The organism is Burkholderia sp. MR1-5-21 (assembly GCF_053427715.1).
Genome location: NZ_JBSAXD010000019.1, coordinates 45,690 through 64,278, shown reverse-complemented (window position 1 = coordinate 64,278; position 18,589 = coordinate 45,690). Strand labels below are relative to the sequence as shown.

The 18,589-nt window shown below is 61.2% G+C and carries 21 protein-coding genes; 12 read left to right on the top strand and 9 right to left on the bottom strand.

Features of this window, described 5'->3' with window-relative positions; translation table 11 throughout:
- The first annotated feature begins 119 nt into the window (after nt 1-119).
- Nucleotides 120-671, top strand: coding sequence for a hypothetical protein (locus tag ACV229_RS24455; RefSeq protein WP_448085676.1), 552 nt, complete (start codon nt 120-122; stop codon nt 669-671).
- Nucleotides 668-799 (top strand): hypothetical protein, encoded by a 132-nt coding sequence (locus tag ACV229_RS24450; RefSeq protein WP_448085675.1) that lies wholly within the window; start codon nt 668-670, stop codon nt 797-799. The genes ACV229_RS24455 and ACV229_RS24450 overlap by 4 nt, the downstream gene beginning before the upstream one ends.
- A gap of 7 nt (nt 800-806) precedes the next feature.
- On the opposite strand, the gene ACV229_RS24445 is transcribed toward ACV229_RS24450, so the two are convergent.
- From ACV229_RS24445 to ACV229_RS24420, 6 genes are all read right to left on the bottom strand, one after another.
- Nucleotides 807-1,637, bottom strand: coding sequence for a class I SAM-dependent methyltransferase (locus tag ACV229_RS24445; RefSeq protein ID WP_448085674.1), 831 nt, complete (start codon nt 1,635-1,637; stop codon nt 807-809).
- A 185-nt stretch (nt 1,638-1,822) separates the two neighbouring features.
- The gene (locus ACV229_RS24440; protein WP_448085673.1) at nt 1,823-2,362 is read right to left on the bottom strand and encodes a hypothetical protein; all 540 of its coding nucleotides are present in this window, start codon (nt 2,360-2,362) and stop codon (nt 1,823-1,825) included.
- 141 nt (nt 2,363-2,503) lie between these two features.
- On the bottom strand, nt 2,504-3,403 hold the full coding sequence (locus ACV229_RS24435) for a dienelactone hydrolase family protein (RefSeq protein WP_448085672.1): 900 nt from the start codon (nt 3,401-3,403) through the stop codon (nt 2,504-2,506).
- Nucleotides 3,404-4,197: 794 nt separating this feature from the next.
- Nucleotides 4,198-5,658 carry a PqiB family protein gene (locus ACV229_RS24430; RefSeq protein ID WP_448085671.1) on the bottom strand — a complete coding sequence of 487 codons (1,461 nt, stop codon included), beginning with the start codon at nt 5,656-5,658 and terminating at the stop codon, nt 4,198-4,200.
- A gap of 222 nt (nt 5,659-5,880) precedes the next feature.
- Nucleotides 5,881-6,099, bottom strand: a complete 219-nt coding sequence (locus ACV229_RS24425) for a hypothetical protein (protein ID WP_448085670.1) — start codon at nt 6,097-6,099, stop codon at nt 5,881-5,883.
- A gap of 123 nt (nt 6,100-6,222) precedes the next feature.
- Entirely contained in the window at nt 6,223-6,885 is a 663-nt protein-coding gene (locus tag ACV229_RS24420) for a DUF3313 domain-containing protein (RefSeq protein WP_448085669.1), read from the bottom strand.
- Nucleotides 6,886-7,126: 241 nt separating this feature from the next.
- Here ACV229_RS24420 and ACV229_RS24415 point away from each other — a divergent pair, with 241 nt between their 5' ends.
- From ACV229_RS24415 to ACV229_RS24395, 5 genes are all read left to right on the top strand, one after another.
- Nucleotides 7,127-7,711, top strand: a complete 585-nt coding sequence (locus ACV229_RS24415; protein ID WP_448085668.1) for a TetR/AcrR family transcriptional regulator — start codon at nt 7,127-7,129, stop codon at nt 7,709-7,711.
- Nucleotides 7,712-7,882: 171 nt separating this feature from the next.
- Nucleotides 7,883-8,284 carry an FKBP-type peptidyl-prolyl cis-trans isomerase gene (locus ACV229_RS24410; protein ID WP_448085763.1) on the top strand — a complete coding sequence of 134 codons (402 nt, stop codon included), beginning with the start codon at nt 7,883-7,885 and terminating at the stop codon, nt 8,282-8,284.
- Between the two features lie 281 nt (nt 8,285-8,565).
- Nucleotides 8,566-9,258 (top strand): DUF4336 domain-containing protein, encoded by a 693-nt coding sequence (locus tag ACV229_RS24405; RefSeq protein ID WP_448085667.1) that lies wholly within the window; start codon nt 8,566-8,568, stop codon nt 9,256-9,258.
- Nucleotides 9,259-9,448: 190 nt separating this feature from the next.
- Entirely contained in the window at nt 9,449-10,375 is a 927-nt protein-coding gene (locus ACV229_RS24400) for a LysR family transcriptional regulator (RefSeq protein WP_448085666.1), read from the top strand.
- A 128-nt stretch (nt 10,376-10,503) separates the two neighbouring features.
- Nucleotides 10,504-11,634 (top strand): DSD1 family PLP-dependent enzyme, encoded by a 1,131-nt coding sequence (locus tag ACV229_RS24395; protein ID WP_448085665.1) that lies wholly within the window; start codon nt 10,504-10,506, stop codon nt 11,632-11,634.
- 47 nt (nt 11,635-11,681) lie between these two features.
- Here ACV229_RS24395 and ACV229_RS24390 read toward each other — a convergent pair whose 3' ends face one another.
- A complete protein-coding gene (locus ACV229_RS24390; RefSeq protein WP_448085664.1) occupies nt 11,682-12,314 on the bottom strand; it encodes a helix-turn-helix transcriptional regulator in 633 nt (210 codons plus the stop codon).
- Between the two features lie 380 nt (nt 12,315-12,694).
- Between ACV229_RS24390 and ACV229_RS24385 the strand changes: the two genes are divergently transcribed.
- The 5 genes from ACV229_RS24385 to ACV229_RS24365 all read left to right on the top strand — a co-directional run bounded on the left by ACV229_RS24385 (nt 12,695) and on the right by ACV229_RS24365 (nt 17,114).
- Nucleotides 12,695-13,105 carry a RidA family protein gene (locus ACV229_RS24385; protein WP_448085663.1) on the top strand — a complete coding sequence of 137 codons (411 nt, stop codon included), beginning with the start codon at nt 12,695-12,697 and terminating at the stop codon, nt 13,103-13,105.
- Nucleotides 13,106-13,134: 29 nt separating this feature from the next.
- Entirely contained in the window at nt 13,135-14,466 is a 1,332-nt protein-coding gene (locus ACV229_RS24380; RefSeq protein ID WP_448085662.1) for a dicarboxylate/amino acid:cation symporter, read from the top strand.
- Nucleotides 14,467-14,584: 118 nt separating this feature from the next.
- Complete coding sequence (locus tag ACV229_RS24375) at nt 14,585-15,556, top strand: ornithine cyclodeaminase family protein (RefSeq protein WP_448085661.1); 972 nt, start codon at nt 14,585-14,587, stop codon at nt 15,554-15,556.
- 25 nt (nt 15,557-15,581) lie between these two features.
- The gene (locus ACV229_RS24370; RefSeq protein WP_448085660.1) at nt 15,582-16,550 is read left to right on the top strand and encodes a threo-3-hydroxy-L-aspartate ammonia-lyase; all 969 of its coding nucleotides are present in this window, start codon (nt 15,582-15,584) and stop codon (nt 16,548-16,550) included.
- Between the two features lie 87 nt (nt 16,551-16,637).
- Nucleotides 16,638-17,114: a YbaK/prolyl-tRNA synthetase associated domain-containing protein gene (locus ACV229_RS24365; RefSeq protein ID WP_448085659.1), complete on the top strand. Its 477-nt coding sequence runs from the start codon at nt 16,638-16,640 to the stop codon at nt 17,112-17,114.
- 91 nt (nt 17,115-17,205) lie between these two features.
- Here ACV229_RS24365 and ACV229_RS24360 read toward each other — a convergent pair whose 3' ends face one another.
- A complete protein-coding gene (locus ACV229_RS24360) occupies nt 17,206-17,424 on the bottom strand; it encodes a helix-turn-helix domain-containing protein (RefSeq protein WP_448085658.1) in 219 nt (72 codons plus the stop codon).
- On the bottom strand, nt 17,424-18,551 hold the full coding sequence (moaA, locus tag ACV229_RS24355; RefSeq protein WP_448085657.1) for a GTP 3',8-cyclase MoaA: 1,128 nt from the start codon (nt 18,549-18,551) through the stop codon (nt 17,424-17,426). The genes ACV229_RS24360 and moaA overlap by 1 nt, the downstream gene beginning before the upstream one ends.
- Nucleotides 18,552-18,589 lie beyond the last annotated feature (38 nt).

The window sequence follows — 18,589 nt, the reverse complement described above, 5'->3', positions numbered from 1 at the left end:
GAAAGCGAGGGGTACGGCTGCATTACTTTGACTTGCTGCTTCCGAGCCTCACCCATGATGACCTGACGAAGCAGAACCCTGCACTCAAGATTTAATAGCACTCCAAATGGAGGCACTCGATGAAAACCGCAACCCCCTTCACGGCCCACGTCATATTAGCGTTCACCGCCGTTGTTACGTTGTCGCTGGCGACTCCGCAAGGCTGGGCTCAGCAGAAAAACACGCTGACTTTTCAAACGCCTGCGCAGAATACGCAATACACGCAACAACTCACACTCGACGTAGGGGACATTCCGGGCCACCAGTTACGTACATACGAAATTCATCGCACGTACCCCAAGGACCCGCCCGTGTTTGCTGGCGTCCCGGTGAAAGATTCCTGGGTGCGAGGCGGGAGTGATTGGGTGAGCGGGAATGGGGGGGTATTGTCGTACTACGTTTTCAACCTGGAAAACGGCGACAAGATTTTTGGGAAGCTCGAGGCCACGGCGCAAGCCGCCGGAGGCAAGTCAGAGGGAAGAAGAAACGTCGTAGGCAATCTTCTCCTCACCGGAGGCACCGGAAAGTTTCGCGGAATTCGCGGCGTGCTGCACTACACGACCATAGTCGACCCTGCCAAGGGTTACAACGAATCGAAGACCGAAGGCGAGTACTGGTTCGACAAGGATTGAGCGGCGCTACACGCTCGGTGCGGCGGGGTGCGGGCTGCACCGGCATGTACTGGAGCGGGTCGATGTCGACGCTGCAAGACCTCGTCGAACGCGACCACTTCGTGTCGAAGCGCCTCGATCCCCGGTAATTGCACCTCATGCGTGTCGCTCATCTTGGCGCTTTGTTGCCGAAGCAAGGACACAGGGCATCGGAATCTGGAGTTCATCCCCCAGCCGATAAGGGGCGGCGCGCTCGGCCACCGCGGCCTGAATCCTGGCGAGTGCCTCAGGCGTTTGCGCGTTCAGGATGGCGGCCGTACGTACCGTACAGCGCTTCAGCAAATCAAAAGGCGTTTCGGGGAGAGCAATATGCCAGGTCTGGCTGACCTCGCGAACGTCCGGGTCCGAAAAACCCGCGTCGCGTAGCGCCCGCGACGATTCGTCAGCATCACTGAAGCGAAAGAATGGCGGCCCCGGCGGAATCGGCACGTCCAGCGTACCGTGCGCGCCGACCGCCTCGAGTATCATGCCGAGCCCGACGGCCCGCTCGGGTACCGCCCACACCGTGAAGGCGAGCTTTCCGCCGAAGCGGAGCACGCGATACGCTTCCGAGAGCGCCTTGTCGGGATCCGCAAAGTGCAGCATCCCGAAGCTGATGCCGATGGCATCAAACCTCTCGTCGGCGAACGGCAAGGCCTCGGCGCTCCCCTCCTGAAACTCGATGCCCGGATAGCGGCGCCGCGCCTGCGCAATCATGGCCGCCGAGAAGTCCACGCCGGTGACGGTCGCGCCACGGGAGGCGGCCGCCGCCGCGAGCCATCCGGGACCCGTGGCGACATCAAGAAACCGTGTGCCGTCGCTCACACCGAGAGCGTCGAGCAGTGGAATATCAGCCTGGACGGTCAGTCGTTCAAAGTCGTCCTGATAGCGCGCGACGACGTGCTCCCAGCCCTCGTGCTCAAATGTCGTGAATTCGTCTTGGTCCATGATGGCCTTCGAGATTGAGATAGCCGTCACACGACGGCTGCGACTACGAGCCCTTGTTCGACGGCGTGGTCAAGGTAGAGACGTACGGGCAGCAGGCGCGACCGCCCCCTCAACCTCGCTCACGCCTCCAAGCTGTCGCGCGACCTTGCGACCCCTTCGGATAGTTGCGCCGCGTTCTCTAAAGGTTACGGCTCACTTAGCTCGCCCTCCAAAATCCATTGACGCTCCTTTTCAGACAGCGGGTTAATTCGAAGTGTGCCGGCACCCTGCAGGCCTTTGAATTTTCCTGTTGCCCCGCTGACTTCCCAGAGACCATTGAAGACTGAGCGTGCCTCGTCCGCTTTTCCTGGCAACGAGACTTGTCGCAGCCGCGTCTTCAGGTACAGGATGTCACCAGGGCCGCCAGTGATGACGAGGTAACCTGTTCCTCGACCATTGGTATCCGGGCCCAACGTCACCTCGTGGAATCCCCATTCCTGCACTGTCGCGCCATGAAGCGCTCCCTCGCTTACCACCTTGCCCGAACGACGCACCAGCGCAACATAGCGATTGCTGCCGTCGGCAAACTCCAGCTTTGTGTATTCGTTCGGCAGACCGGGCTCGCCTTTCTTGACATCAAATCGGAGCTCGGCAGTAAACGGCTTCGCCAGGGTCGGCCAGCTCGCCGATAGGCAGCAGGCTGCGAGCACCCCGAACACTGCCGCCAGTTTCTGCAAGTGTCCCATTCCCTTCCCCTATCAAATTCCGGGCGTGTTGCCGGAATTTCATGCGAGTTCGCCAGCATTGCCACGCGACGCTAGTTATGTGCCACAGCCGTTGCGCAGGCGTATCGGGCAGTTCTTCTCGTGGCGGGTCAAGTGGTAGCACTATGGCGCGCGTGCCGGCTTGAGCGTCGCCGCAACGAACTCCGCCACGGCCTTTCTCGCTTCCATCGCCGCCTTCTCGTCGTATGCAATGGTCGCACCACGTTCGATACAGGGGTCGTTGTACGAGAATGGCTGCTTGGAATCGGCGTTGAAAAATTGCCCGTCATCTTCCTCCACCCACCGACAGTTCCGCATCGATTGCGCATGCGGCATGACGCGCGGCGGATTGAATGCTCGCCCGTCGAAAACGTGACCGGCTCCGGGATACTCGACAAGCCGAATGTCTTTTCCCTTGGCTTTCAGCCGTTCAACGTATGCTCGGCACGGACCAATCGAGGTGTAGTTGTCGGCAGTACCCTGAAACACACGCACGGGCTGTGTCCCGATGTCTTCGTCGTCGCGGTATCTGTAGTTACAGCCCGGGTAGAAAGCGATGTAGGCGGCGAAATGGGACCCCGATGCCGCGGCATGCATCCGCTGAAACCGCGTGAGGCTCGCATAGAGCGCGGTGTGGCCGCCTCTGGAGAACCCCATCACCATGATTCGGCTCGGGTCGATTCTGGGATGCTTGGCCAACCGTGCGAGCGCGCGGTACGCGTCCTCGGCTTGCGCGAGCCGACCGAGCTGACCCTGGTCATCGTTCGTATTGGCGATGCCGCGTCCCGTAAAACTGTCAATGACGAAGGTGGCAACGCCCATTGCAAGAAATTCCCGCTCCCAATCGACCACATAGCCACAGGCGCCGCACGAACCATGCAGCAGAATGACCAGCGGGAATCGCTCGTCACCGGCGCGCGGCAGGCGCAGTTCACCGGCGATGGTCACGGGCTTGCCGTCCTCGCGGCCAGCCAGGAACTCCTGGTCTGTCAGCGTGAGCGATTCAAAGGGGATAACTTCCATGCGTGCGACCTGCGCGTACGTGGGAGACCACAAGGCAGCGACCACGTAGATCACGATAAGAAGTAGATAGCGCAAGCTTGTGCAACAGCTTTCACGGGTAAGCATGGCGGAGTCCCTTTTACGCACGTATTGCTCGCAACCCTCCTGTTCGTAGCGTAGTGCATCCGTTGCCAACTACAACGTGCTTTGACATTGGTGAACACGACGGCATGCCGAATCGAGCGCATCGCTTCAGGCAGTTGCCAACGCATGTGTCAGTCGTCTTGCACCTTGTCAGCACATGCGCAGCACGATTCGACGTAGACGGTCGTGAAGCGTTGAAGCAGTTGTCGAAATCAACCGATAAGCCCTGCAAGTTCTATTGGCATGGCGCGGATTCATGTTTCAAAAGAGAAACGATTTTTGCGCTTTCGGCTCCTTTCGCATCCTCCAACTGAACCACGCCAAACCTGACCAGCTCAGGCACGTCTCTCGCATCAGTCAATGAATCGGCCGAAGCAACATGCCGACATGGAGTGCCCATTTCAAAATATCGTGGTACGGCCCACGGCCAACTCGAAGCATGCGTTGAACCAGGTCGGTGCTCACCATGGAGGGCTGGGGCGCGCGCCTGAGGAGAGCCTTACCGACTTAGGCAATCGTGCTCTCGATTGCGATGACCGGATGCGGCAGCGTTGACATGAGCCCAGTCAGTGACCGGGCTCGGTCCGGACGAGAAAGCCTCGGCATACCCGATTCCAGCGCCACGGACCCGGATCGATGTCGCCATGCAATTTCATCGGAGCCGGGGCAACTCAGCGAGCCTCACGACTCGATGAATTGTCTTGCACACCCTTCGGCAGCGCCTCTATCGCGAGACGAAACGACCGCTCTGCGGCCGTCAGCGCAGACCCCGCATCCGGCGCCAACTCGCTATCGACCTGTCGAAACAACGAATCGGCTGACCGCGATGTCTCGTCGAAACGGCGCCCGATTTCGTCAAGCGGAAGACGGCCGATCTTGTCGCCTATGTTGACGGCCTGCTCCCGCAGTGTTTCCAGCGTATTCGGCACAGTGGGCAGTTCGATCAGTGCACGATTGGTATCGATACTGACCGGCGCCGCATGCGGAAAGAAATCGAGTGCGATGTAGCGCTGCGCGGTCAGCTGGTTTCCGATGCGCAACTGGCCGCGCAACCCTTGTGCAACCAGTTCGTGCAACAGATTCCGGCCCGCCGCGCTGTCACCGCTACCCAATGCACGCCGGTAGGTTTCGCCAAGTCGTGCAGGGTACAGATCGAGCGTAACGATCATGTCCGTGCGCTGAAGAGCCAGATCGAATTCGACTGCGACTGCACTGACCTCGCCGATTTCAACGCCATGAAAGTCGACGGGAGCACCGACGGACAAACCTTGAGCCGACGCAGCGAACCGCATGCGAACCGATGCGGCCGGACCATCGTCTGCCCGACGCAGCGCGTCGTCTCGGGTAGCGAACAGCGTGAACGGTGCTCGACGCGGCAATCCGCGTGACACATCGCCCACCGGAACCGGAGACTCGAACGCAACACCGCCGGCCCAAACCGCCGACAGCGACGCGATGTCCGTCCTGAAGCCGCCGGAATCGAACCGTGCGTCGATGCCGCTCGCATGCCACCAACGCGTGTTCGCCATAATGTAGCGGTCGAACGGCGAACCAATCCAGACGCTGATATCGACACCGTCTCCCGTTGCCGACACCGATGTGTCGAGCACGCTCCCGACTCGCATCTGCTTGAAGTAGACGGGCGCCCCCGCCGCCAACGAACCCATTGAAGCGGCGTGAAGGGCGAATCGCGTACCGTTGGAGTCGTGCAGCACGAGGGGGGGTGTCTCGCGCCCGTCGAAGACGCGACATCGCCGGGACGCGCGCCCTATGTCGGCGCCGATATACGAACCCGAGAATGCAGTGTCGAGGCGAGATATGCCGGTCAGGTCAATGCTCGGGCGCACGATCCAGAACCTCGTGTCGCAGGTCGTAAAGCGATTCGCAGCGGTGTCGAGCCTGACGGAGGCCAGCACTCGGGTCCTGTCGGCCGACATGTTCAAGGCGGTCAGTCTGCCGATCTCGACACCCCGGTAGCGCACGAGGGTGCTGCCCGGCATGAGACCCTCGGCGCTGACGAAACCGACCGTCACATCCGCTTCCGATGGCATCCCCGCTTCGATCCCCAGGACGACGAGCAGCGCTGCAAGCGGAGCACAACATGCGGCCAGCAGCCAGCGCGCACCCGACACTATAGTTTCCCGGTGACGAGGTCGCGGATGCCTTTCACGATCCGAATGACGCGTATCCGATGCTGCCTCAGTTGGCGCATGATGTCGCACGTCATGCCGCTACATCCCCCACGATGCGTGGCTTCATGCCCCCTCCCCGCAACGTGCGGACTGCTTCATTACCCGGGTTCTGAACGCACGATTTCCATCGCTTGCATGCGCCTGTCGAAGTCGCTCGCGAATTCAACGGGAGAAGTCCTGGATGTCGGCCTGGAACCCCAGCACGATGGTCAGATAGAAGAGCGCAGCAAACACGCCGGCCATGGTGCCGAACACATCCCGCGCTACCGCACCCCGGATGACGTGAGCGGGGATCCCGATCACCAGATAGGCCGCGACGAACACGATCGAAACCATCAGCGGTGGTGGCGTGTTCAGAACAAGATGTGCAATTTCCCGCATGTTTCCGGCTCCCTGGCGGTTGCGACCGGCTTGACGATCCGGCTGAATGGCGATTCGCCTCTTGCATGACATGCGTCGCAAACCCGTGCGTGGATGCAGCGCGCATCGTCACGTGCCTGACGGTCATTGCAGCTGGCTGACGAGCGCATCCGCGCCCTTGTCGATTCCTGTCCTGGCTGCGCTCAGGGAGCCGAATGCCGCGGGCAGATTCATCGCGTTCGGGTATTGCTTCGTCACGTATGCATTCAGAAGCCGGCCGCTCGCGCTGTCGTAGACCTCGACCGCATACGTGACCGAGCCGCTGAACGCACCCTTGCCGCCCCGAATGGCCTGCACGCCGTTATAGAGGTTGCCGGCGATGTCGAAGTGCATGGCTTGCCCGACCACCGCCGTCGTCCTCTCAGCACCTGTGAGCGTGAGCCGGACCCGCAGCGCCGCGGGCGACGGCTGCGAAGCAACCTGAAAGCGCTTCGCGAGCTTTTCAGTGAACGTCTTGTGCATGTAGTCGGCAAGCGCGGCCTTGTCCTCGGCCTTCAAGTCGCCGAACTGATTGTCCTGGCCAGCGTAGATGACGACCGGATCGACAATGACCTGCCGATATGTCGACCAGGCCACTTGCGCTGCGTACCGGTACGGCACCTTTGCGGCGTCGCTGGCCTGGTTCTGCGCGAGCTGCGACGACGATGCAAGACCGGAATACGCAACGGGTTGCACACCGGCGCACGCCGTCAATGTGAGCACCGTGGCGCTCGAGACGAAAAAAGGAATGAATGGGGTCCTGAACATGTCGGGTTCCTTGAAAAGGTGCCTGGCGCCACCGTGGGTGAAATGTCGAGAGGTTTGACGTGGCCGAAGCGTAGCACCGCCCTCCCCGGATGTAAACCGTCTACCCGGTTTGTTTTTATGGAATGACCGACCATGTACAATTCGCGATCTGCAGCCCGGGCCCCGCCTGTGGGCTCGCGCCGCCCTCCTGCCACCGTCACGACGCGTCAGCGCCCGACCGCGACGCCATCACGATCAGTCCATGGACAACCAGACCCGCTCAGAAATTTCCCGCAAGAAGGCGATCGACGCCGCACTCGGCATCCTTGCCCGCGACGGTGTCGGCGGCCTGACATTCGACTCGCTGTCACGCGAGAGCGGTATCAGCAAGGGCGGTCTGCTGCACCAGTTCCGCACCAAGCAAGGCGTGCTCAAGGCGCTGCTCGAATTCCAGCAGCAGCAATTCGAGCAGATTGGACGCGATTACCTGCTCAACGAGGGCGCGTCGAAGGCCGAACCGACTCTTTCCTCGCAGATCGCCATCTATCGGGAGGCCATCAATCAGCCGAATTCGGTCGCACGGGCTGTGCTGGCGGCGATCATCGAAAGTCCGGATTTGCTGGAAGGCAGGAAGGTCGCCGATGCCGACAGGCTGAAGGCACTGGAGAAAGAGTCGAACGACATCGAGTTGTCGCTGCTGCGTTACTTCGCAGCCAGCGGCATTGCGTTCAACGTGCTGCTTGGTTTGACGCCGTTGAGCGACGCCATGCAGGATCGACTGTTTGCTCGCCTGCTGGATGACGACAGCTGGAAGAGCCCGACAGTCAAGCGGAAGCCGCGGAAATGAGATAGCGTGTGGCATTCTGCCGGGCAACCACATCGCAGTTGTCGAACGGCAGACATCGAGGCTGGAAACTTCTGCGACATCGATGAATTTTTCAATGAGCGTGACGCCGAAACTGGCCTCGACCGACGACCGTGCAAAACGTCGATTTCCATTGTCAACGAGGGAGAACGTATGAAAAAGTCATTGCTTGCAGTCAGTGTCCTGGCGATTTGTGCTTCGGCAGCGCACGCAGCCGGAACCGTCGAAACGCTGCCGTCGGGCGTCAAAGTGGAAATCACACGGCAGGGAAGCGGCCCGCACCCGAGCGCGAGCGACGTCGTCAAGGTCCGCTATCGAGGCACGCTTGCCGACGGAACGGAGTTCGACAACTCGGCCAAGCACGGTGACGTCGCCACCTTCCCGCTCAACCGAGTCATCCCGTGCTGGACCCAAGGCGTGCAGAAGCTGGGCGTCGGCGGCAAGGCCAAGCTCACTTGCCCGCCGGAAACGGCATACGGCGACCGGACCGTCGGCCCCATTCCTCCGAATAGCACGCTGAACTTCGAAGTCGAACTGGTCGATATCGTCAAGTAAGGCTGCCCGCTCCGAACACGCAAAAATTCCGACGGTGAATGTTTCGGGAACGCGCTCGTGCTCGCGAGCGCGTCTCTGCGATTGCCGCGCCTGATTTCACGGACAGCCTGGCTTCACCGCCCAATGTCGGGAAACGCATGCATCGAGCATGCAATGGCGGCTTAGGCCCGCGTCTCGATATCGGTCTCGTCGCTCGCCGGTAGCCCGCCTCCTGATTCCCGGGGTTTCTACTCCTTTGACGGTATTCAATGGCACGGTCGACAATGTTTGCAACTCAAACATTGTCGGATTCGGCGATGTCCGGACTTGATTCATTTGCGAAGGATATCTGGACCGTATCGGTCCCTCATTCTTTCATAGGCCTGCATATCGGCACGCGGATGACCGTCATCCGGCTGTCGTCCGGCAGGCTGCTGCTTCATTCGCCGGTGCCGCTGGAGAGCGGGCTGCGGTCCGAGATCGATGCGCTCGGGGAAGTCGCGCACATCGTCTGCCCGAACCTGTTTCATCACCTGTATGCGGCCCAGGCCGCAGCGGCCTATCCGCAAGCGTTGCTGCACGGCCCGGCCGGCCTGCAACGCAAGCGCAAGGATCTGCGCTTCAGCGCGATGCTGACGGATGCACCGCACCCGGAGTGGCGAGGCGACCTGGAGTTGCTGACGATCGAAGGCTGCATGCTGGGTGAGACGGTGTTCTACCACCCGGCGACACGCACGCTGATTGCCTGCGACCTCGTCGAGAACTTCCGGCAGTCGCCGCACTGGCTGACGCGAAACTACCTGCGCATCGGCGGCGTCCTCGGGCGCGTCGGCTGGCATCCGTTGCTGCGCGTGGTCTATCGGGACAGACAGCTTGCCCGGACATGCGTCGACAAACTGCTGGAATGGCCTTTCGAGCGTGTGGTGCTTGCCCACGGCGATCCGCTGACCGAGAACGCACACGACTCGGTCCGGCAAGGAATGGCCTGGCTTTGAGTGTGCCGACAAAGACGGATATCAAGGAATGGCGCGTGTTCTCCATTCTCTGCAACCTGGTGTCTGCTGTCGCCCTGGCAAGTCGGTCGACGTCGACGCGCGCTGCGCGTATCGCGGAAGCGCACCGATATGGATTCGCAGCGTAATGTGATGTTTAATGCCAGGCGAAGCCAGCATTAAGGAACGCAAAATGCTCGATCTGGAAGACCTTCGCCTCGTTCGTGCCATAGGGGCGTCGCGTTCATTGGCATCTGCCGCGCGATTGCTCGATCTCACCCCGCCTGCTGTCACGATTCGCCTGCAGCGAATGGAAGAGCGATTGAGCGTAAGGCTCGCCGTGCGGCAGTCGAGGGGAATTTCCCTGACTGACGAAGGGCAGCGACTGTACCAGGAAGCCCTTGATATTCTCGAACGGGTGGAGGCACTGCCGACCCAAATTTCAGGGGACCACGGCGAGGTGCAAGGCAAGCTTCGCGTTGTCGCCCCTTTCGGCTTCGGGCGAAAGTACGTCTCTCAGATAGTGCGCGAAGTGCAGCGTGCTCATCCGAGACTTGAAATAGCGCTGCAACTGTCGGAGAGCCCATTGGCCAATGCGTCGGGGGCCGACGTCGTCGTGCACGTTGGCAACCTCAAGTCCTCATCCTGGGTCGGGTATCCGCTGGCACCCAACGAGCGATTCCTGTGTGCGAGCCCGGCGTACGCACGTCGCATAAAAGAACTGAATCATCCGTCCGACCTGGCACGCTACAACTGCATATGCCTGCGGGAGAACGACGAGGACGTACCGCGATGGCGCTTCTCGCAAGCGCGCGACGGTGAAAGCGACCCTCGACGCTCCGCTGTCATCCGCGTCACGGGCCCCCTTTCCTCCAATGACGGCACCGTCATCACGGAATGGGCAATGGCCGGGCTCGGGATCGTGGAACGCTCCGAGTGGGACGTTGCACAGTTGCTGGCGGACGGCAAGCTCGTCAGGTTGCTGCCTGACTGGCGCTTGCCATCCGCGCCGGTGACGGCGCTTCTGCCGTCACGAACCGGCAGGTCCGTCCGACAACGGATCTTTCTCGAAGCCGCGACGCAGTTCCTCAGCCCGCCACCGTGGCGAAGCAAGGCATGAGCCGTCCCCGTGCTCGGGCAATTCTGCCGATTAAACCACGCTTAATGATGGATTAGATACGCATTAAACACATCGGCAATCGTCGGGCCTACAGTGTTCGCGTCGGTAACACATCGAGGCAACGCATCATGAGCATTCAGACTCTCAACACCCCGGCCGCATTGATTGATGTCGAGCGCATGCGTCATAACATCGACCGTATGCAAGCGCATCTGGACAGGCATGGGGTCAATTTCCGTCCACACGTCAAGACGACCAAATGCAAGCATGTCGTCGACGCACAAATCGCGGCAGGCGCGCAAGGCGTCACGGTCTCGACGCTCAAGGAGGCCGAGCAGTTCTTCGCCGGCGGTGTCCGAGACATTGTCTACGCTGTCGGCATGGCGCCCACCAAGCTGGGCCAGGCGCTTGCGCTTCGCCGGCAGGGCTGCGACCTGAAGATTGTCGCGGACAGCCTGCAGGCCGCGAACGCAATTGCCGACTTCGGACGCGAGCAGGACGAGCGCTTCGAGGTCTGGATCGAGGTCGACGTCGACGGTCATCGCTCGGGTATCCAGCCGGAGGACGACCTGTTGATCGACGTGGGCCGCGCACTCGTCGACGGCGGAATGATACTGGGCGGTGTGCTGGCTCACGCCGGCTCCAGCTACGAATACAACACCAGGGAAGCTTTGGTGAAGATGGCCGAGCAAGAGCGCAGCCGCGCCGTGCGAGCCGCCGAGCGCCTCAGGGCTGCCCGGTTGCCTTGCCCCGTCGTGAGCATCGGGTCGACGCCCACTGCACTCTCGGCAGAAAACCTCGAGGGTGTCACTGAAGTTCGGGCCGGCGTGTACGTGATGTTCGACCTCGTCATGCACAACGTCGGCGTTTGCGACCTTTCCGACATCGCGCTCTCGGTGCTGACCACCGTCATCGGACATCAGGAAGAGAAAGGCTGGGCGATTATCGACGCGGGCTGGATGGCCATGAGCCGGGACAGGGGAACGCAACGTCAGGCCCGGGATTTCGGCTACGGACAGGTATGCTCCGAAGACGGCGAGGTGCTCGGAGAATACGTCGTGAGCGCAGCCAACCAGGAGCACGGAATCGTATCGCATCTGGGCACGCCCGACGCAGACATCGCGAAGACGTTTCCCATCGGAACCCGCCTGCGAATTCTGCCGAACCACGCGTGTGCCACCGGCGCGCAACATCCTGAGTATCACGCTGTAGGCGATGACGGCGCCGTACGGACCTGGCCGCGATTCTACGGGTGGTAAGCGGAATCCCGAGCCGGGACGAATGCCGCGGCACGCGGCATTCGCCGTTACCTGGCGTCGTTGTACACGGTTGCGCGTGACACGCCCAGGTGCTGCGCAATCGTCTCCATCGACCGCCGCAAGTCCAGATATCCCTCTTCCTTGAGCGCCTGCATCAGCGCCCTGCGCTGGTCAGTACGAAGCGCCTGCGGCGTAGTCGCCAGATTGACCGCAAACCGGTCGATCCGATCGCGAAGCGAGTCAGCGGTGGACGGGTCCAGCGATTCCTTGAGCACATCTCCATTGGGAACCGAGAACTGTTCCAGCAGTGTGGTGATGCTGCGGAACAGCGTCACGTCGACGTTCAGGCAGAGCGCCGCGAAGTAATGCCCTTCCGAATCCTTGATTCCGATTGACGTGCTTTTGGCCTGGCGCCCGTCGCTGAACCGGTTCGCGTAGTTCGCGAGAACTTGCGGGTAGTTGTCGTCCGCAATTCGAGCCAGGCCGAGTTCCGTAGCAGGGTCGCCGACCTCGCGCCCGGACAGGTTGTTGTGGATCGCGAGAATGGCGTGCTTCGGCGAGCGAAGGTCGTGAACCACCACCTCCGTAAAAGGCGCCAATGTCTCGCCCAGCCCCGCCGCGATTTGCTTGACCTGCTCAAGAATCGTCTGCTGTTCGCCGGTCAGTCTTCCCTTAGCCATGTTGGACTCTTCATCTACATTTGGTCACATTGTATAGGTTCTTTGCGCAGCGAGTGGGAACTCGTGATTTCCCGAATTTTACTAATTATCCAATGTTAGATAATTAATCCAGACCATGCGTCGGCACAGCGTCCCCTTCCGGGCCGCGGCGCGCGGTCAGGAAACACACCACTGCAAGGAGCCATCCCATGAAAGTGACGAATGTACGCCCGACCGTCGTGCTGCGAGGATTCTTCGCGGCGCTGCTGGACGTGCAGAAGGCTTTCAGCGCAACGTACTGAGGTCCGTCGCACGGCGGGGTGCCTTCCTTGCAACTCGCCTTTAGTACTCCCCATTCACCAATGTCTTTCGAGACGACTGCGCTTAACTCGGGAAATCGAATGTCCACTCAAGACCAGGCTGCGCGCCTCACGTGTACGAATGCCTCTGACATCGCTCCGCCGGCCGGCCACTACGCTCACGTCAGCGTTGCGAACGGCTTCGTCTTCGTATCCGGACAGTTGCCGATTGATGAGAAAGGAAAGCCGCTGAGCGGCCTGCCGTTCGAGGCGCAAACCAGACAGGTCTTGCGCAACGTTGACGCGTGCCTGGAAGCTGCCGGCACAACGCGCGACACCCTGGTGCAGGTTCGAGTGTTCGTGTCGAACATCGCGCATTGGCCGCTATTCAACAAACTGTATGCGGAGTGGCTTGGCGCTCACAAACCAGCCCGCGCCGTCGCGGAGTCGGCCTCCTTGCACTACGGCGCCGCCGTCGAAGTGGAAGCCATCGCGTTGGCACCCGCTCACTGACACCCACAGACACCGGAACAGACACCATCATGAAAAAGTGGAACCTTTCCCGCTGGATCATGCTCAGCATGGTCCTCGGCGTAGTGGTTGGCTATGCCTGCCATCAATACGCGGCTGACGAAGCTGCCGCCAAGTCTATCGCCGGCAACTTCGGCGTAGCGACGACGATATTCCTGCGCATGGTCAAAATGATTATCGCGCCATTGGTTTTCGCGACGCTGGTCTCGGGCATTTCCAGCATGGAAAGCGGAAAGGCCATCGGACGAATCGGCGCGAAGGCCATCGGCTGGTTCGTCGTCGCCTCACTGCTGTCCCTGAGCATCGGCTTGCTGTTCGTCAACCTTGCGCAGCCGGGTGCGCATCTCAACATGCCCTTGCCGGCGGCGGATGCTGCGACCAACCTGAAAACGACTGCACTGAACTTCAAGGACTTCGTCACCCACATGTTCCCGAGCAGCATCGCCGAGGCCATGGCGGAAAACCAGATCATGCAGATCCTGGTCTTCTCGCTGTTCTTCGGCATTGCGCTGGGCAAGGTGCCCGGTGCCGCTGGCGAGTTCCTGAAGCGCTCGATCGACGGCCTCATGGACGTCATGCTGCGCGCCACAAACGCCGTGATGGCTTTCGCGCCGGTCGGCATCTTCGCCGCCATCGCGGGCGTGATCACCGTGCAAGGCCTTGGCGTTATCGTGACCTACGGCAAGCTCATTGGATGGTTCTACGTCGCGCTGTTCGCGTTGTGGACCGTTCTTTACTTCGCTGGTCGGGCCGTTCTCGGTCGCCGCATGCCGGAACTGCTGAAGGCCGTGCGCGAGCCCATGATGATTGCATTCTCGACGGCGAGCAGTGAGGCCGCCTATCCGGTGCTGATGGAAGTGCTTCAGCGATTCGGTGTCCGCAAGCGTCTCGTCGGCTTCGTCCTGCCTCTTGGATATTCCTTCAACCTTGACGGCTCCATGGTCTACCAGGCGTTTGCAGCGATTTTCATCGCGCAAGCATTCGGGGTGCATATGCCTGTCGGCACCCAGATTACGATGCTTCTCATCCTGATGGTGAGCAGCAAAGGCATGGCCGCTGTCCCCAGGGGGTCGCTGGTCGTGGTTGCTGCAGTCTTGCCGATGTTCAAGCTTCCCGAGGCCGGATTGCTGCTGGTGATGGGTATCGACCAGATTCTGGACATGGGGCGAACTGCCACCAACGTGTTCGGCAACAGCATTGCGAGCGCCGTGGTGGCAAAGTGGGAGGGCGAACTGTCTGCTGCCGGCACGAAGGAGGAGGATGAGCAAACGGTGGCTGCCTCGGCCGGACGGGGCGCGGAGACGCCCTCCGTGTCCGGATATGGCCATGCTCGCTCGTCTTGATCGTTCGTGGGCGCGGTACGCGTCACGCCACGGCGCCTAGCCATTGACTATTTGTCCACAGTTAGACAAAATATCAACATCTCTCGACTGGCACGGAGCCAGACAGGCTTACCTGAAGATGCCGACAGACGCCCAACTCCTTCTCCTCGACCGGAATGCGGTCGAGCCTGCCCTTCAAGCCGAGCAAGTCATGGCTGCGGTTCGCGAAGCCTTTGTGTTGCACAGTCGAAGGGCCGGGCGGGTTTTTCCGGTGGTCCGCGAGAAGCTGCATACGGGCGGCGTATTCGGAATCAAGTCCGGCGACGTCGCAAGTCAGGACCTTCTCGGTTTCAAAGCAGCCGGATTCTGGCCAGGAAACCGAGACCTAGGCGGCGAGCCTCACCAGGCAACCGTCGCCTTGTTCGACCCTCACACGGGCCGCCCCCTCTGCATCATGGACGGCAATGCGATTACCACCGCGCGGACAGGTGCGGCTGGCGGCTTGGGACTGCAACTGCTCGCGCGCCCCGACAGCACCAGGATCTGCATTTTCGGCACGGGCGTGCAGGCGCGCGTCCAGCTCGAATACGCGCTGAAGCAACTGCCGCGACGGTGCACGGTGCAATACGTGAATGTCGCTGGAGAGCCGGAGCCTGCGTTCGAATCGTCCTTCAAGGACCGATGCATCATCGGTGTGGCCCGAGACCGTCACGATGCCGTCGCCTGCAGCGATGTCGTCATCACTGCAACGCCGGGCGCGGGCGCACTGTTCGACGCCGATGCGGTTCAACCCGGCACCCATCTGACCTGCGTGGGCGCCGACACTGCGGGCAAGCGCGAACTTCCGGCGGGCGTGCTGGAACGTGCACGCATTTTCGTGGACGACCAGGACCAGGCGCGCAGCATTGGAGAGTGTCAATGGGCCCCGGCGCTGCCATGTACCGAGATTGGCGACCTGCTGGCTGGAACGGCGTCGATCGACCGTGCCTCGAGCGATGTCACGGTGTTCGATATGACCGGGCTCGCGCTCCAGGACTTGACGGTCGCGCGCTTCCTGTACGAGCGGGCCATCGAGGACGGAGCCGGAATCTCCGTTCCATGGCCTTGGTGAATCACATCTGACTAGCGAGTCTCACATGACCGATTTTGAATATCCGACCTATGCCGATGTCGAGGCAGCGGCAACACGCATCGACGGCATCGCAAATCGCACCCCGGTTCACACGTCGCGCACGCTGAACGAGCTTGTCGGCGCGGAGGTGTTCCTCAAGTGCGAGAATTTTCAGCGCATGGGCGCCTTCAAGTTTCGCGGCGCGTTCAACGCGCTTTCGAAGTTTTCGCCGGAACGGCGCACGGCCGGCGTCGTTGCCTTCTCGTCCGGGAACCATGCCCAGGGGATTGCCCTGTCCGCGAAGATCCTGGGCATGCCGGCAACGATCGTCATGCCGCATGACGCCCCCGCAGCGAAGGTCTCAGCAACGAAGGGGTATGGCGCCAACGTCGTCATTTACGACCGCTATACCGAGGATCGCGAAGCCATTGGCCGCCGTCTCGCGGACGAACAGGGCCTCACGTTGATTCCGCCCTACGACCACCCGGACGTGCTCGCCGGACAAGGTACTGCCGCGAAGGAGCTGTTCGAGGAAGTGGGCGCGCTCGACTATCTGTTTGTGCCGTTGGGCGGCGGTGGACTGCTGTCGGGTACTGCGCTGTCGACTCGGGCACTCGCGCCGCAATGCGTGCTGTACGGCGTCGAACCGGAAGCCGGGAACGATGGACAGCAGTCGCTGCGCAGCGGGACGATCGTCCATATCGATACGCCCAGGACCATTGCCGACGGCGCGCAGACCCAGCACCTCGGGAACTACACGTTCGGCATCATCAAGCGCGACGTCAACGACATCCTCACGGCGCCGGATACCGATCTGGTGAACGCGATGAAGTTCTTCGCGACGCGCATGAAGATGGTCGTCGAGCCGACCGGGTGCCTCGGACTGGCCGCTGCACTGAATTTGAAGGACTCGCTCAAAGGCAAGCGCGTCGGCATCATCATCAGCGGGGGCAATATCGACCTCGAGCGGTTCTGCGCCCTGGTGGCGGCTTGAGCTTCCACTCGCCGTCCATGCGCAGCGTCGGCGCTGGGCGGCAGTCTTTGTGACGCGACCTGAGAGACGTCGGAGTAACCGAACACCATGTCATCCATATACGAAAAGCTGGTCGCATTGCTCGAGCGTGAGAAGGCCGCGTATCGGGTTATCGAACACCCTGCCGAGGGGCGGTCCGACCTCGTAGCGGCTATTCGAGGGACGTCGCCGGGGCAAGGCGCAAAAGCCATGCTCTGCAAGAGCAAAGATGACGGGCAGGCGTTGATTCTCGCCATCCTCCCCGGGGACAGGAAGCTGGACTTCAAGAAGGTCGCGGCCGCAGCCGGGTTCAAGAAGGCCACACTCGCCTCTGCGGAAGAAGCACAACACGAGACGGGGTGCGTTATCGGGGCCATCCCTCCGTTCTCGTTCTCTGCGAATATCAAGCTGATCGTCGACCCGGATCTGGTGGCCGGCTTTGACGAAATCGCGTTCAACGCCGCTCGCCTCGACAAGTCCATCGTCCTGAGCTCGGCCGACTACGTGCGGATTGCACGTCCGCTCCTTCAGCCGTTATGCGCGTAGGCAAAGCATCCGCTTGCCGCGCAACCACGGCGCTCAATTTCGGGCATCGGCGCGGTCAGCCCGACATGCATGGCGGCGTGGAATCACGGCATCAACCCTGATTGTCATCGCGACGGTACGCGGCCGGCGCCTTGCCCACCCGCTTGCGGAAGTCGCGCATGAAATGCGCCTGGTCGAAATAGCCGAGCGCGTGGGCCAGCTCCGCCAGGTCGATCGGCTCGCCGCCGGCGAGCTTGTCGGCTGCTTCATGCAGGCGGTAGCGGCAGATCACCCACTTCGGCGTCACCCCCACATAAACGGAACGGGACACTAGCCGCCGATAAACGACATTTCGACTCGGGCCTCGCCATCGGCAGCGTTGCGTCCGCTGCGTAGTTCCGAATAATGGTCGGCCCTTCTTGCCCACAGGACGGCGATGAGCCGGCTCAACACATCGTCCGACGCCCCGCTGCGCAGCGGGGCCCGGAGGTCCAGGCCGTGCGATGCAAACAGACAGGTAAACAGCTGACCGTCCGCCGACAGCCGCATTCGCGTACAGCCGCCACAGAAGGGCTGCGTAACGCTCGAGATGACACCGATCTCTCCCTGTCCATCCGTATATCTGTAGCGCAGCGATGTATCGGAATACTTGTCACGCCCCAAGGGTGCGAGTGGAAACACGTCATTAATGACCGCAACGACTTCGGACGAGGGCACGACCGAATCCATGTTCCAGCCGTTGGTCATGCCGACATCCATGAACTCGATGAATCGCACGACCACACTCGTGCCGCGGAAATGGTCGGCCATCGGCAGAATTTGCGTGTCGTTCACGCCGCGCTTCACCACCATGTTGACCTTTACGGGTGAAAGACCAGCACGTTGCGCAGCTGCGATTCCATCCAGAACCGACGCGGCCGAGAAGCCGACTCCATTCATGCTTTGAAACACCGCTTCATCCAGCGCGTCGAGGCTGACGGTAATTCGCCTGAGTCCCGCGTCGCGCAGCGACTGTGACTTGCGACCGAGCAGCGAACCGTTGGTTGTGAGGGTAAGCTCGACATCCTCGCCATCAGCAGTGCGTAAGCGGGCAAGCCTTTCGACGAGGATTTCAAGGTCCTTCCTCAACAACGGCTCGCCACCTGTCAGGCGAATTTTCTCGACACCAAGATCGACGAACACGCGTGCGACCCTTTCAATTTCCTCGAAGCTCAATAGCGCTTGCCGGGGAAGGAATGGATAGTCGCTACCGAACACTTCCTTCGGCATGCAATAGACGCAGCGGAAGTTGCATCGGTCGGTGACCGATATGCGAAGGTCTCGTAGCGGTCGCAGTCGCGTATCCCGGACAGGCGACGCGGCCTGGACGGTTTCCGGAGCGCTGATGGCACTGACGACCGTGTCTGTGGAACCGACTTCCACGAGCGGGATGACGCGTGCCAGATGGAATGACTTCATCGTCTATCAACTCCGGTGCCCAGACCGACGCCAGTTTC

What these genes read in the sequence shown, in the direction of transcription:
- ACV229_RS24370 (WP_448085660.1), top strand. Translation starts at nt 15,582, where the DNA reads ATGACCGATTTTGAATATCCGACCTATGCCGATGTCGAGGCAGCGGCA.
- ACV229_RS24420 (WP_448085669.1), bottom strand. Translation starts at nt 6,885, where the DNA reads ATGTTCAGGACCCCATTCATTCCTTTTTTCGTCTCGAGCGCCACGGTG.
- ACV229_RS24390 (WP_448085664.1), bottom strand. Translation starts at nt 12,314, where the DNA reads ATGGCTAAGGGAAGACTGACCGGCGAACAGCAGACGATTCTTGAGCAG.
- ACV229_RS24415 (WP_448085668.1), top strand. Translation starts at nt 7,127, where the DNA reads ATGGACAACCAGACCCGCTCAGAAATTTCCCGCAAGAAGGCGATCGAC.
- ACV229_RS24385 (WP_448085663.1), top strand. Translation starts at nt 12,695, where the DNA reads ATGTCCACTCAAGACCAGGCTGCGCGCCTCACGTGTACGAATGCCTCT.
- ACV229_RS24380 (WP_448085662.1), top strand. Translation starts at nt 13,135, where the DNA reads ATGAAAAAGTGGAACCTTTCCCGCTGGATCATGCTCAGCATGGTCCTC.
- ACV229_RS24440 (WP_448085673.1), bottom strand. Translation starts at nt 2,362, where the DNA reads ATGGGACACTTGCAGAAACTGGCGGCAGTGTTCGGGGTGCTCGCAGCC.
- ACV229_RS24435 (WP_448085672.1), bottom strand. Translation starts at nt 3,403, where the DNA reads ATGGAAGTTATCCCCTTTGAATCGCTCACGCTGACAGACCAGGAGTTC.
- moaA (WP_448085657.1), bottom strand. Translation starts at nt 18,551, where the DNA reads ATGAAGTCATTCCATCTGGCACGCGTCATCCCGCTCGTGGAAGTCGGT.
- ACV229_RS24400 (WP_448085666.1), top strand. Translation starts at nt 9,449, where the DNA reads ATGCTCGATCTGGAAGACCTTCGCCTCGTTCGTGCCATAGGGGCGTCG.
- ACV229_RS24395 (WP_448085665.1), top strand. Translation starts at nt 10,504, where the DNA reads ATGAGCATTCAGACTCTCAACACCCCGGCCGCATTGATTGATGTCGAG.
- ACV229_RS24365 (WP_448085659.1), top strand. Translation starts at nt 16,638, where the DNA reads ATGTCATCCATATACGAAAAGCTGGTCGCATTGCTCGAGCGTGAGAAG.
- ACV229_RS24455 (WP_448085676.1), top strand. Translation starts at nt 120, where the DNA reads ATGAAAACCGCAACCCCCTTCACGGCCCACGTCATATTAGCGTTCACC.
- ACV229_RS24425 (WP_448085670.1), bottom strand. Translation starts at nt 6,099, where the DNA reads ATGCGGGAAATTGCACATCTTGTTCTGAACACGCCACCACCGCTGATG.
- ACV229_RS24445 (WP_448085674.1), bottom strand. Translation starts at nt 1,637, where the DNA reads ATGGACCAAGACGAATTCACGACATTTGAGCACGAGGGCTGGGAGCAC.
- ACV229_RS24410 (WP_448085763.1), top strand. Translation starts at nt 7,883, where the DNA reads ATGAAAAAGTCATTGCTTGCAGTCAGTGTCCTGGCGATTTGTGCTTCG.
- ACV229_RS24375 (WP_448085661.1), top strand. Translation starts at nt 14,585, where the DNA reads ATGCCGACAGACGCCCAACTCCTTCTCCTCGACCGGAATGCGGTCGAG.